The sequence below is a fragment of the Pedobacter jeongneungensis genome, assembly GCF_000633455.1.
Lineage (GTDB): Bacteria > Bacteroidota > Bacteroidia > Sphingobacteriales > Sphingobacteriaceae > Pedobacter > Pedobacter jeongneungensis_A.
This window is the reverse complement of record NZ_AYMG01000003.1, coordinates 81,699-95,951: the sequence shown is the minus strand read 5'-3', so window position 1 is coordinate 95,951 and position 14,253 is coordinate 81,699. Positions and strand designations below refer to the sequence as shown.

The 14,253-nt window shown below is 42.4% G+C and carries 10 protein-coding genes; 9 read left to right on the top strand and 1 reads right to left on the bottom strand.

What is annotated here, in order from left to right; all coding sequences use genetic code 11:
* Nucleotides 1–346 precede the first annotated feature (346 nt).
* The gene (locus U859_RS0103365; RefSeq protein WP_025142023.1) at nt 347–1,324 is read right to left on the bottom strand and encodes a S41 family peptidase; all 978 of its coding nucleotides are present in this window, start codon (nt 1,322–1,324) and stop codon (nt 347–349) included.
* A 316-nt stretch (nt 1,325–1,640) separates the two neighbouring features.
* On the opposite strand from U859_RS0103365, the gene U859_RS0103360 reads away from it, so the two are divergent.
* From U859_RS0103360 to U859_RS0103320, 9 genes are all read left to right on the top strand, one after another.
* A complete protein-coding gene (locus U859_RS0103360; RefSeq protein ID WP_025142022.1) occupies nt 1,641–1,877 on the top strand; it encodes a hypothetical protein in 237 nt (78 codons plus the stop codon).
* Between the two features lie 565 nt (nt 1,878–2,442).
* A complete protein-coding gene (locus U859_RS0103355) occupies nt 2,443–5,553 on the top strand; it encodes a SusC/RagA family TonB-linked outer membrane protein (protein WP_025142021.1) in 3,111 nt (1,036 codons plus the stop codon).
* 15 nt (nt 5,554–5,568) lie between these two features.
* Complete coding sequence (locus U859_RS0103350; RefSeq protein ID WP_025142020.1) at nt 5,569–6,930, top strand: RagB/SusD family nutrient uptake outer membrane protein; 1,362 nt, start codon at nt 5,569–5,571, stop codon at nt 6,928–6,930.
* A 10-nt stretch (nt 6,931–6,940) separates the two neighbouring features.
* A complete protein-coding gene (locus U859_RS0103345; RefSeq protein ID WP_025142019.1) occupies nt 6,941–7,870 on the top strand; it encodes a cyanophycinase in 930 nt (309 codons plus the stop codon).
* Between the two features lie 15 nt (nt 7,871–7,885).
* On the top strand, nt 7,886–9,217 hold the full coding sequence (locus U859_RS0103340; RefSeq protein WP_025142018.1) for a hypothetical protein: 1,332 nt from the start codon (nt 7,886–7,888) through the stop codon (nt 9,215–9,217).
* A 13-nt stretch (nt 9,218–9,230) separates the two neighbouring features.
* A complete protein-coding gene (locus U859_RS0103335) occupies nt 9,231–10,934 on the top strand; it encodes a hypothetical protein (RefSeq protein WP_025142017.1) in 1,704 nt (567 codons plus the stop codon).
* Nucleotides 10,935–10,938: 4 nt separating this feature from the next.
* Nucleotides 10,939–11,538: a c-type cytochrome gene (locus U859_RS0103330; RefSeq protein ID WP_025142016.1), complete on the top strand. Its 600-nt coding sequence runs from the start codon at nt 10,939–10,941 to the stop codon at nt 11,536–11,538.
* On the top strand, nt 11,538–12,791 hold the full coding sequence (gene soxC / locus U859_RS0103325) for a sulfite dehydrogenase (protein WP_025142015.1): 1,254 nt from the start codon (nt 11,538–11,540) through the stop codon (nt 12,789–12,791). Before U859_RS0103330 ends, soxC begins: the two co-directional genes overlap by 1 nt.
* Before the next feature lie 4 nt (nt 12,792–12,795).
* Nucleotides 12,796–14,238 carry a phytoene desaturase family protein gene (locus U859_RS0103320; protein ID WP_025142014.1) on the top strand — a complete coding sequence of 481 codons (1,443 nt, stop codon included), beginning with the start codon at nt 12,796–12,798 and terminating at the stop codon, nt 14,236–14,238.
* The last annotated feature ends 15 nt before the right edge of the window (nt 14,239–14,253 follow it).

The following is a 14,253-nucleotide window of genomic DNA, read 5'->3' as shown; positions in this document are numbered from 1 at the left end:
CCTGGGGATTATCAATATATTTAGCCATGATCTGTTGCATTTTAAAATAGAGAAACCCAAATCCTGGCTATTAGTTTTCATCGTCATGTTCGCTGTTTATTTGTTTCATTTCTATGGATTGAAATTTTCGAAAAAAGGTGAAAATGAAGATGGTTCGTTCAATCTATCTGGAAAAAGTTATAAATCGACCCTGAAATTCGCATTGGGTGTTATGGTAGCCTTCTTTTTCTTTACCATACTTAATAAACTGATTCAGAATCTTTAAAATTATATGCTTTGGTAGTCTTGTTTAGCCTCAGTAATTTTTTTGGCGATCCTCTAAAACTTCTATTTTTTATATCATTGTTTAATTGGCCCCGTTCTGTTTCAATACATAATCAACCGTTTCATTAACCCAGTTGTTACTTGTAAGTTCTACATCGGGTTTAACACCAACACCTTCCAGCGAGTGTCCGGCACGGGTTGTAATTTGGCAGTTAGGCGTAAACATCCAAAAAACGGTATCAGAATTTTGCAAAGAAATACTCATACTATTACCCGGATTTCCCCCTCCTGCAGTGGTTTTTCCTAAAATGGTTGCCCTTTTCATTTCCTTGGCAGTAAAAGCGAAATATTCGGCTGCCGAAAAAGTTTTATCAGAGGTAATGATATATAAAGGGGTATCAAAGAATTTTGGACCTTGTGAATAGTTAAATATCACTTCACTCTGATGCCAGTTGGCTTCGCCTGTACATTTTTTTATTAAAAGCGTTTGATAATCTTTTGATGCGTAAAAAAATTGATTGATAAAAGCACTGCTGGCTCCATCTCCCCCTGGGTTTTCCGTGATATCAAAAATAATCTGCTTACAACCTGCTACAGCGTCCAATGCGCTCCGTATTTTTTTAAATGCCGCTTCGCCCGCAATACAGGCATCCCATTTAATATAACCAATATCATTTTTCAATATTTTTACGCTGGTGATGCCTGCCGTAAAAGGTTGTTGATTTTGGGCCTGCTTAACCTCAGCTTGTGGCTTGATGGTGTAAGCAATAACATTAAAGTGTTTATCACTTGTTTCTTTACGGAGCATGTTTGTTATCATCTTGGCTGCAACCTCAGCTGATACGCCTTCAAATAATTTCTCGCGCTCCATCTCCTGTATCTTTTCGGCCAGATAATTGGCTTTCTTTTTATCGAAATACTGTTCTTTTAAATTATTTTGTACTACAGATAGCAATAATGAGATATCCTGCTGAACCGACGGTTTGCGTTGAGAACAGGCTGGAAATGCGATTATAAATGTAAAAAATACGGATAGAATTGCGGTGAAATTTTTGATCATGGATGAAGGCGTTAAAGTTTATTGTTAATATCAAAAGTATAAAAATTATGGTAAAGTAAATATTTTGTTAGGATTAAAATAGGTCTTTTTAGATGATTTAAAACGTTTTAGTTAGCTGATGATATGTTATGACTTTGAACCAATTAAATTGAAGAATAATAAAGTACCGAAGCTTAAAGTAGATTTTCTGCAGGCATCATTCTATTTTGTATTTTACATCAATGAATGAGATGAAAACGTTTTCAATTTCGAGGCATAGCCGGCTTTTTCTGTGTCCGATAGCAACAATTTTATTAAGCGTAGCGACCTATTAAAAATGGATGTGATTTTCTTTAAGGATACATTTTTACTGGAGCGTTATGCCGACCTGTTTTTTCTTTTCAAATATGATTTTTTTGGTAGTGGCGATCTGATTGTTTTACCGTTAAAAGACGCTTATTTTACCAAAATCAACAAAATATATGAGCTCATTCAATTAACACAAGCTTCTGGTTGTTTTCATCAGGAAGAATTAATCAGGAGCTATATTTTTGCATTGGTTTATGACCCGTAAAAGTGGATACAAAAATATTTTCAAAGGCTACACTTAGTGTAAATTTGTGATCAGCCATCCTGTAAATGAAAGATAATATCAACTCCAGTCTCGTGTCGTCACGAACCATTTCCCTAACCTTGCAGATTTTAAAAAAACTGCAAGGGATTCCCTCACATTCAATAAGATAACTTGTGTAATATTATTAATAGTTAGTCTATGGATTTTGTAGATTAAATATTTATCAATATGTTTGCGCTCATCATGAATGCAATAACAATACCCCAAACATCCTCTATCTCTGATATTAATCTTAAACTCGCTGCTTTAAATGTCTATTTCCATGGGAATATGTGCTGTTGTTGATTTTGATTTTCCCTGAATTGTTATGGGTTAAACCTATGACGCCTTAAAAACCTGACCACCAATCCCCCTTAAATATGTGTTGAAATTATTGCCCAAAAAAGAACCGGCAAGGAAGCCTCGCCGGTTATCACGGAATATCAGTTCTGTAACGCCAATCACGCACTGATACCCATCCAGCTTTATCCAATGAATTGAATCATTAACATAAAACCCGTTAAATATGGAAATATTTCTCCATAAGAAAAAACCATTCTTATTGGCCAGCCTTATTTTGCTCTTTACTGTGCTGACCGTGCCCCTCAAAATTTTTGCCCAGGTTGAACCACCGCCACTCATCAATTCGAAGCTGGCAGGTACAGTAATCGATTCGCTAACCAAAGAGCCATTACCCGGTGTTGTAGTTCGCATTAAAGGCGTTACACACGTGGTTTCGACCGATGGAGATGGGAAATTTGTTTTTGTAACCGGTCAGAAATTACCCTATACCTTAATACTGAGCTCTGTAGGTTACGAAACCAAAGAAATCGTAGTAAGTACCAGTCCCACTACTATTAGGTTGAAAGAAGTAAATAGTCAGTTAAATGATGTAGTGGTGGTTGGTTATGGCACCCAAACCAGAAAATCCTTAACCGGTTCGGTTTCTACCATTGCAGTTGATGAAGTAAGGGCTAAACCAACTGCTACCCTTGCCGAACAGCTACAGGGTAAAGCGCCGGGTTTGCAGGTAAGTACTTCTACAGGTGTTCCGGGCGATGGAATGTTTATCCGGATCCGTGGTACAACTTCAATCAATGCCAGTAATGATCCTTTATATGTAATTGACGGTGTTTATGTAAATAGCGGATCTTTACAAAAAATTACCACTCAGGGACAAGCGAATAACCCACTGTCTGATATCAGTCCGGATGATATAGAAAGTGTTACCGTTTTAAAAGATGCCGATGCAACGGCTATTTATGGTGCACGTGCAGCCAATGGGGTAATCCTGATTACCACCAAACGCGGTAAATACAATACGGCGCCAAAAGTAAGTTTAAGTGCTTATGTGGGTTGGGCAAAAGCACCAAAATTGTGGGATCTGGTTACCGGACCACAACATGCCGAACTAATCAACGAGTTTTACCGCAACTCAAATGCAGATGCCATCGCAATTGCTGCTGCGAATGGAACAAGTCCGGCTACTACTTACAGGTTCCAGCCTTTTAGGGCAATAACCGATAATCCAACCGCTTCGCCGGCGCCACGTGGTTTGCCACAGGATCAAAATACCTACGATCGTTTAAGTAAAGCCTTCCGCACCGGACTTTTGCAGAACTATGATATTTCTGTTTCAGGTGGTAACGATAAAACCACTTATTATATTGGTGGCGGTTTAAATAAACAGGAAGCTACCCTTAAAACAAACGATTTTAGAAGAGGAAGTTTCAAGGTAAATATTGATCAGAAAATCAACGATTATGTAAAAATCGGAACCAGTAATATCCTTACCCAAACTTACCGCACCAATGCACGTGTGGGCGATGGTCCACAGGGTGGGATTTTACAATCGGCTTTGCATACGCCCACCTATCTGCCGGAGGTAAATGCAGACGGGACACCGGGCAAATGGGCGGGGTTTGATAACCTTGATGTTTTGCTGAACAATACCAACATGAACAGCACCAGTAACAGGTTGATCAGTAACCTATATGGCGAGGTAAATATTACCAAAGATTTAACGTTTAAAACCAGCTGGAGTGTTGATTATAACCAATACAACGAATTCCAGTACTGGAACAGTTTAACCAACCTGGGTATTGCAAACAAAAATCTTGGTACCTCAAGTGTAAGCAATAACACCATCTGGACGAACGAACAAACATTAAATTATAACCACGTTACCGGTAAACATACTTTTGGTGCTTTAATCGGTAACTCGTTACAAGGCTCAATTTCCAACCAAACCCTGGCACAGGGAACCAATTTCCCTAACGATTCGTTTCAGCAGATTGCCTCTGCAGCCAATACCACTTCATCCGCTTCAGAAACACAATACAGGCTATCTTCATTTTTCGCTCGATTAAATTATAATTACGGCGGGAAATATTATGCGGTTTTCAGTATCCGTGGTGATGGTTCTTCGCGTTTTGGTGCCAACCACCAATGGGGATATTTCCCTTCGGCAGGTTTGGCATGGCGTGTTAAACAGGAAAACTTCTTAAAAGATGTTGCTGTAATTTCTGACTTAAAACTCCGCGGAAGTATCGGCGTAACCGGAAATCAGAACGGGATCAACGATTTTGCTTCACGCGGTTTATGGGGCGCTGGCGCCAACTATCAGAACAATCCGGGTACAGTGCCTTCGCAGTTGGCTAATCCTGATCTGAAATGGGAAAGCACCCGTCAGGCCAATATTGGTTTTGATTTAAGTTTCTTAAAAGACAGGTTGACTTTAAGTGGTGATGTTTATGATAAATATACCAGCAACCTGTTGCTTAACCTGCCATTGGCCTCAAGTAAAGGATTTTCATCTATCCTTACCAATGCCGGTGAAATGAGCAATAAAGGATTGGAACTGAACATCAGCAGTGTTAACCTGGATGGTGCGTTTAAATGGAGTACCAATTTCAATATTTCGCGCAACATCAATAAAATAGAAAAACTGCCTACGCCTGTGGTTGCCGCTTATGCAGCCGAACGTATGGTGCAAGGTTTATCGATGTATACTTTTTATGTGTATAACCAGCTTTACGTTGATCCACAGACCGGAAATGCCGTGTACGAAGATGCCGATCATAATGGCGTAATCAATGCAAACGATATAGTTCCGGTAGGAAATGCATTGCCGAAATTTAACGGTGGTTTAACCAATAACCTCAGTTATAAAGGTTTCGATTTATCGGTGTTCTTCAATTTTGTGTATGGCAACAAGGTTTATAACAATAACAACTATTTTCTTGAAGGTGGCGGTACCCGCGATGCCAACAGGGCCATGGATGTGTACCAGTTAGACCGCTGGCAGAAACCGGGCGATATTACCAATATGCCGAGGCTAACCGCTTACGGACAGAATTATACCTTAAGCCCAACCAGCCGTAATATTGAGGATGGATCTTTCCTTCGCCTGAGCAATGTAACCCTTGGTTATAACCTCCCTAAAGATTTTATCAAAAAAGCGAAAATGGCTTCTGTAAGGATATATGCAAGTGGGTCAAACCTTTGGTTATGGACTAAATACAAAGGTCCGGATCCGGAGATCAATGTGTCTTCGTCGGCTACTGTACTCGGTTACGACTTGGGTACGCCACCTGTGCCACGTACTTTCCAGATAGGTGCAAACATTACTTTTTAAACCGAATAATTAATCATGAAAAAAGTTATATACATATTCGCAGTCATTACCCTGTTCACTTCCTGCAAAAAGTTTCTGGAGGTACAGCCCCAGTTGCAGGTAGATCAGGATCAGGCCATCATCAATGCCGGTACTGCGGCTACTGCCGTAAATGGTTTATTTAACCTTTTGGCGGCCAACAGTTATTATGGCTCAAACTTCCCGGCGCTTTCTTATTTATCTGCCGGAGATATCCAATGGTCGGGTTCGCAGTCTGATCCCAATGAAATTACCAAACACCTTACTTCTGCTACCAATGGTTATTTGCAGTCGGCCTGGACGGCTATTTACAAAACCATATCACAGGCCAATTATATCATTGATAAGGTACCAACTGTTAGCGATCCCTTATTGACCACCACACTAAAAAACCAATATCTGGGCGAAGCTTATTTCGTGCGTGCTTTGGCTTATTTCGACCTGGCTCGTGGCTGGGGTGGTGTGCAGCTGATCTTAAAACCGACCAATAATTCATCAGATAACAGCGATATTCCACGCAGCAGTTTGGCAGATACCTATGCACAGGTGCTAAAAGATTTAAATGCTGCCGAAACTTTGGTGCCAACAGCCGTAAGCCGTAACCGGGTAAGTTTACGTACAGTGCAGGCACTTAAAGCCAGATTTTATCTGTACCAAAAAAACTGGGCACTGGCTGAGCAATTTGCCACATCGGTAATCAACGATAATGCCAATTATTCGCTCGTAGCACCGTACAGTGCGTTTTTTGCCAATAATGCGGTCGCTACAAACGAATCGGTACTCGAACTGGCTTATACCACCTCAAATACCAACGGACACAGCAACTGGTGGTTGCCGCCGGTTTTGGGCGGACGTAGAGAGTGGTCGCCGAATGATGTTTTGGTTGCTTTATTAAATAACCCAACCATTGGTGGAAACCGCAATACTTTAATTTCACAAACCGCGCCTCCGGGTAATTTATGGTATGGAAAATTATATTACCGCAATCCATTGGGTACCGACCCTGCTTATGTTATCCGTATGGCAGAATTATACCTTATCCGTTCAGAAGCGAGGGCGCAGCAAGGTAACCTGGTCGGTACAAACAGCGCACAAACAGATTTAAATGCAGTGCGTAGCCGTGCAGGACTTGGTGCGACAACATCAGCCACTTTAAGTGAGATTTTACTGGCACTCGAAAAAGAACGTCAGGTAGAATTCCCTTTCGAAGCCGACCGCTGGTTTAACCTGGTACGTACAGACCGTGCGCAAACTGTGCTGGCCCTGCCTGATAAACACCTTTATCTTTTCCCGATTCCTTATAACGAAACATTGGTTGATCCGCAATTGGCAGGACCAAACCGTAACCCTGGTTATTAAAATATTGATCATGAAAAAACTAAGTATTTTTCTTTTAGTCCTAACCGTTTTTGGTTATTCGGCATTTGCTCAATCATCACCGATTACCGTCAAAAAATCTGATACCAGGCATGGTCCCGAAAAAGGCAGTCTTTTGATCATCGGTGGTAATGTGGGTTCGCAACGCGATATCTGGGAGAAATTTACCGAACTGGCCGGAGGTAAAGATAAAGCCGTATTGGTGGTGGTTACCACCGCATCGGGCGATTCGGCAGCCTATGATAAAAAAGGGGTAGAAGAGGTAAAACGTCAAACCGGGATTAAAAATGTAACCCTTTTTCATACCAGCGATTTTAAGGAAGCCAACAGTGAGAAATTTATTGCTCCGTTAAAAAATGCAACCGCAGTTTACTTTGAAGGTGGTCGCCAGTGGCGCATCGCCGATTCTTACCTCAACACCCTTACCCATCAGGCTTTTATTGATGTGCTGAACAGGGGAGGTGTAATTGCAGGCAGTTCGGCCGGTGCAAGTATTATTGGTTCTTTTTTATGGAGGGGCGATACCAAAGGCGCACAAATCTTAGTGGGCGATCATACACAAGGATTGGGTTTCCTTAAAAACTCAGCAATCGATCAGCATTTATTGGTGCGTAACCGCCAGTTCGATCTGGTCGATTTTATCCGTAAGGCACCAGATTTAATCGGTATTGGCTTAAATGAAGCTACAGCCGTTCTGGTACAGCGCGATACCCTTCAGGTGCTCGGACATTCTTTTGTAGCCATTTACGATTATAACACCATCGTAAACAGTGGCGAAAAACATGTGGTAAACAACCGCGAAGATTTTACGGCTTCAAACGGACCTTTTTTCTTCCTCGGTGCAGGTCAGAAATACGACCTGGCCAAAAGGCAGGTAATTAAAGAACTACGCAAACCGGGCAATACCGCTTCAAATCAATAACTTAAAAATAAAGCAATGAGTAACACGAATATACCATCGCCGCCTGTTTGGACAGATAGGGAAAAGCTGATATTCAGGTTCTTTTTTCTCTTTTTTATCCTTCAGGCCATTCCTTTAAGTGTCGATTTTTTTAAAATTGTTTTTGGTTTTAACTGGTTTCACATCAGCTATGGCGATATTTTTAACCTTACGCGTTTATCTGCAAAGTTCCTGCCTGGTGCTGATAGTTTTATCAATTGGATCATTGTTACAATAATTGCAATAATTGGCGCGGTAGCCTGGGGTAAATCGAAATATAAAGATATCGATTACAACCAGTTTTATTACTGGTTAAGGGTGGTGGTGCGTTACCGTTTGGCCATTGGCATCATCGGATACGGCTTTATCAAGTTTTTTCCTTTGCAGGCCCCTTTTCCATCCATCAGTAATTTAAATACCAGTTATGGCGATTTTACCGACTGGAAAATATTTTCGATGAGTTTAGGCATTGTACCTTCTTACGAAACATTTTTGGGTGGAATAGAAATTCTTGCAGGATTATTCTTGTTCTTCCGCAAAACAGCTACCATCGGTGCAGCAATTATCCTCGTATTTACCGGAAATGTGTTTATATCTAACCTGGCTTACGAAGGCGGCGAATTTGTATATGCCACTTACCTGGTTACTTTTGCACTTTTTGTATTGTGGTTTGATGCGCAAAGGATTTATAACCTCGTATCGTTAGAGCGACCAACAGCACCCAACAGTTTTAAACCCCTTTTTGTGGGTAAAACAAAAACTCTGCGCCTGGTACTTAAAACACTCGTTATTTTCTTTTTTGTTTTCCTCTATGGTTTTAAAACCTATTCGGGTTTTCATCACGATCCTTATCAGTTTCCGCGTACCAAAGGCTTGGCCAAAGCTGCGGGAATTTACAATGTAAGCGAATTCAGAATCAATGGCCGGGTTTTACCTTATGCTGCTGCAGATTCGATCCGTTGGAAAGATGTGGTATTTGAAAAATGGGCCACCATCAGCGTGCGTTCCGATCGGAAAGTAATTGTTGATTCTGCAAATTACGAACAGGTATTTAAAAATGATAAAGACCGCGATTATGAACTGGCCGGTACCGCAGGAAGGCATTATTACAGTTACACCATCGATTCTGTAAACCATGTATTGCTGTTGGATAACAAAAATCCACACTACAAGGGCGAACAGTTGCGGTTAAATTATAGCCGCCCTGATAGCGTCACTGTAATCCTTTCGGGTACCAATCAGCACCGCGACTCGATTTACGTGGTACTGAACAAAATCGATAAAAAATATCCGTTAAAGCTTAGCCGCCGCAAAGCACTTAAACTATAAAAAGCTTAATGTTATGTCTGAAATAAAACAACAGGATATAGAGAACGAGGTAACAGCGCAACAGGCTGCAGCTAAAAAGCCATGGTCGTGGCAAAAGAAATTTGGCTTCCGCCTGCTGTTTATTTTCTTCCTCGCCATGTCTATCCCATTTTCGGCCAATTGGTATAAAAACGTATTTACCTTGGATTGGTCTCGGCCACATTACCGGGATTTATACGATATCGCCCGTTTCCAGCCCAGCTTTTTATCACTTTTTGGCGGACAGCGTTCGCGTGATATTACCGATTCGCCATCGGGTGATGAAACTGACAAAAAAGAGGGTGTCAAAAAGAATAAAACAGAAAATGCTAGCACCAAAAAAGCTGAAGCGAAAAACGACAATGGCGCAGCTTTGCCACCAAAAAGAAGTTTCCTGGCTGATTATGTAGATTGGGGCATCGCACTGGTATTTGCCCTTATAGGAGCAGTAATCTGGACGGCCTTCGATCGCAAGCGCAAATCTTATCATATCCTTTATTATTGGATCAGGGTGGTGGTGCGTTACCGTGCCGGCATTGGGATTATCGGTTTCGGATTCACCAAACTTTTCCCTACACAGATGCCTTACCCCTCACTGGGTTTGCTCAATAGTAATTTTGGCGATTTTACCGCACAAAAAATATACTGGCTTTCGGTGGGTGTGGTTCCCTGGTACCAGGTTTTTGGTGGCGTGGTCGAAATTGTTGCCGGTGCTATGCTTTTCTTCCGGAAAACCAGCACATTTGGTGCTATACTTTTAGCGGCTGCGCTAGGCGATATCACTTTTGTAAATTATGCCTACGATGGTGGTGTACACGTTTACGCATTTTATTTTGTGCTGTTAGGGTTATTTATCGCTGCCGATGATTTTCCTAAATTATACAACCTGCTCATTCTCGAACGTTATACCGTACCGTTTAGAATTTACCCCGATTTTAGAAAACCATGGCTTAAATACACCCGCATCACGCTAAAAGTACTCACCTTTGTGATCTTTTTTGGTGTACTTACCTACACCGAGGTGATCAATTTTAAATACGATCCTTACAAACAGCCTGCAACCGCCGGCGTTAAAAAATTAAGGGGAAATTACCACGTAAGTGAATTTAAAATCAACGGTGAAGTGATTCCATTTAATCCGCTTGATTCGACCAGGTGGCAGGAAGCTACTTTTGAAAACTGGACAACTTTAACCTTCAAAATTAACCGTCCGGCGCTTATCGATCCATCAAATGGTGGTGGTAGCCCAATGCGGGATATCCAGCGTACTTTCGAAATTAGCGGTGTTGCCGGGGGTCAAAGGGCATTTCATTATTATGCCGATACCGTAGATCAAGTGCTTTACCTGCAGGATAAAAACGTGATGGCTTTAAGGGGCGGACGTAAAGGATCCGATAAGGCCGCAGCATCAAAACCAAAAGAAGATAACTGGATCAGTAAAATGGCATGGCAACATATCGGAGATGAAAATAAAATGATCGATAAAGCCGCCTGGTCTACCCGCAGGGACCGCGAATTTGAAGAAAAACCAAGAGAAGTAAAACGCCATCGCATGGTACTGAAATACGATACGACGGATGGTTCGAGGGTTATCCTTTCGGGCATCAATGAGCGAAAAGATTCGATTTATGTGGTGCTCGATCGTTACGACCGACAATATGTATTGCCAAAAAGCACTTTGAGCGCAGGTAAATATTGATGAAATGAACAAAAAAACGGTACTCATATTCGCATGTCCTGTCGTGTTGTTATTGATGTCGCTAAAAACGGCATTTGTACCCATTCAGGTTCAATTGCCATTAACGGATAGCTTAAAGCGGCCGGCTAAATTTGGTTTTGGCCGACCGGCTACCGCTCAGGAAATTGCAGCATGGGATATTGATGTTCGTCCCGATGGGAAAGGCTTGCCCGCAGGGCAGGGGGATGTGAAAAAAGGCAGGGTACTTTACGCTCAAAAATGTGCGATGTGCCATGGTGTGGATGGTACCGAAAAACCGGGTGTCAAACTTCCTGGAAATGCTTTGGTTGGCGATACGTCGGCCACCAGTAAACCGAAAACCATTGGTAATTACTGGCCATATGCCACTACTTTATTCGATTATATGCGCCGTGCCATGCCTTACAATCTTCCGGGTTCTTTAAGCAACGATGAAGTATACAGCATAACGGCCTATCTGCTCAATGCCAACAAAATTATAAAAGCAGATGTGGTACTCGATGCCAAAAACCTGTACAAAGTGGTAATGCCGGCGGAAAAACTATTTATTATGGACGATCGTAAAGGAGGACCTGAAATAAAATAATGAAAAAACTCGGAAACAAAGATCAGAAAAGAGCAACAGGCAAAATCAGCCGGCGAACTTTATTGGGAGGGGTAATTGCTGCTGCAGTTTTACCTGTACAATCTTTATTTGCTGATGAAATACCGAATGAAAAGCCGATTATTCCTGAAATTACAGATGATCCAACTAAAATCGTTGGTCCCGGGCCTGGTCCGCTGGGGAAACGCTCTCCATTTGAGCAACCCGTACGCAAAGCTTCCGATATTTCTTCGCGCACACCTTTGCAGGATATGCATAGTACGATTACTCCGGCCGATCTGCATTTCGAACGCCACCATGCAGGCATTCCAAGCATTGATCCTGCAAAACATGAATTGCTCATTCACGGCCTGGTCGAAAATCCGATGAAATTTACCCTTGCCGACATTAAAAGGTTTCCATCCGTTACCCGTACCTGTTTTATCGAATGCGCCGGTAATTTTCGTACCGGAAAAGCCGAAATGACCCCTCAGGATATTCTTGGGCTCACCAGTCAAAGCGAGTGGACAGGTGTAATGCTCTCTACAATATTTAATGAAGTAGGCATCAGCGATAAAGCCAAATGGTTTCTGGCTGAAGGTTCGGATGCTGCCGTAATGACCCGTACCATCCCTATCGCAAAAGCCTGGGATGACGCCATGATTGTTTACGCACAGAACGGTGAAGCCATACGTCCAGAACAGGGTTATCCCATCAGGTTACTTTTGCCCGGTTTTGAAGGTAACATGAATATCAAATGGTTAAGGCGCATCGAACTTTCGGAAGAGCCCTACATGACCAGGGAAGAAACGTCAAAATATACTTACCCTGTAAAAGATAAAATCAGAATGTTTAGCTTTGAGTTGGATGCGCGTTCCATTATCACTTATCCATCTTATCCCCAAAAGGTTAATAAAGGCTGGGTAGAAATACGTGGAATTGCCTGGAGCGGCAGGGGAAAGGTAGAAAAAGTAGAGGTAAGCACCGATGCCGGAAAAACATGGCAGTTAGCCAATTTACAGGAACCTGTACTGAGTAAAGCACATACTTATTTCAGGTATCTGTGGGACTGGAAAGGTGAGGCAACTGAAATATTAAGCCGCGTTACTGATGAAACCGGCTATTTACAGCCAACTTTGACACAATTGGTAGAGGCCCGTGGCGCAAACCTTGGGGGGTACCACATGAATCCCATTACTGCATGGCAGATTAAAAACGACGGAACCGTTTTATTTAAACCGGAAACCATAAAATAACCAGATGAAACCAGAAAAACGGGATTATGATGCAATTGTAGTAGGGTCGGGTCCAAATGGACTGGCTGCGGCCATCCTTTTGCAGCAACAAGGACTTTCCGTTTTAATTATAGAAGGCAAAGATGTGATCGGGGGCGGATTAAGCTCTGCCGAACTCACTTTGCCCGGCTTTACACATGATGTTTGTTCGGCCATCCACCCGATGGCACTGGCTTCGCCGTTTTTTAAAACTTTGCCCCTGGCAGATTTTGGATTGGAGTACCTGCAACCCGTTTTGGCCGCAGCACATCCTTTTGATGATGGAACTGCCGCGATACTAGATCATTCTATCCAGAAAACCGCTGAATATTTGGGGGCCGATGCTAAAACTTATACTTCGTTGATGGAAAACATTACGGCGGCATGGCCACTGATCGATGAAGATGCGTTAGGGCCATTACGTTTCCCCAAACATCCATTGGCGATGGCGGGTTTTGGTCTGAAAGCATTGAGCAGTGCAATAGGTTTTGTTAAACGTTTTAAAGAACAACACGCCCGCGGACTTTTTGCCGGAATGGCTGCACATGCCATACAACCGCTAAGCAATTTAAGCACCACGGCCATTGGTTTGGTATTGATGGCCACCGGGCACCTTAAAGGCTGGCCGATACCCAAAGGCGGGTCAAAATTTATTGCTGGGGCATTGGCGGGTTATTTTAAATCGCTTGGAGGAAAAATCGAAACAGGGACTTTTGTTAGCTCCTTAGATCAATTGCCTTCTGCCCATGCGGTGCTTTTTGATGTTACCCCAAAACAACTATTACAAATCGCAGGGCATAAATTCTCCAATATTTACAAATGGCAGCTCGAACGTTACCGTTACGGTATGGGCGTTTTTAAGGTAGATTGGGCATTAGATGGGCCTATTCCGTTTACCGCTGAAGAGTGCAGGGGCGCGGGTACCATACATTTAGGCAATACTTTCGAAGAAATAGCCGCAGGCGAACTGATGACCAGTAAAGGCCAACACTCAGAAAAGCCTTTTGTATTGCTTGCACAGCAGAGTTTGTTCGACCCTTCGCGTGCACCTGAAGGGAAACAAACAGCATGGGCTTACTGCCACGTTCCCAATGGTTCAAAACAGGATATGACAGCCATAATCGAAAACCAGGTAGAAAGATTTGCCCCTGGATTTAAAGATCGGATTTTGGCCAAACATACCATGAATACCGAACAGATGGAAGCGCATAACCGCAACTATATCGGCGGCGATATTAACGGGGGCATATTAGATCTCGGACAATTATTTACCCGTCCGGCTTTAAGGTGGTCGCCATATAAAACCTCCGCCAAGGGATTGTACATCTGCTCTTCATCAACTCCGCCGGGAGGTGGCGTACACGGAATGTGCGGCTACAATGCCGGCAAAAGAGTATTAAAAGATATTTTCAACATAAAAATCAGATAACCACAAATAAAAAAC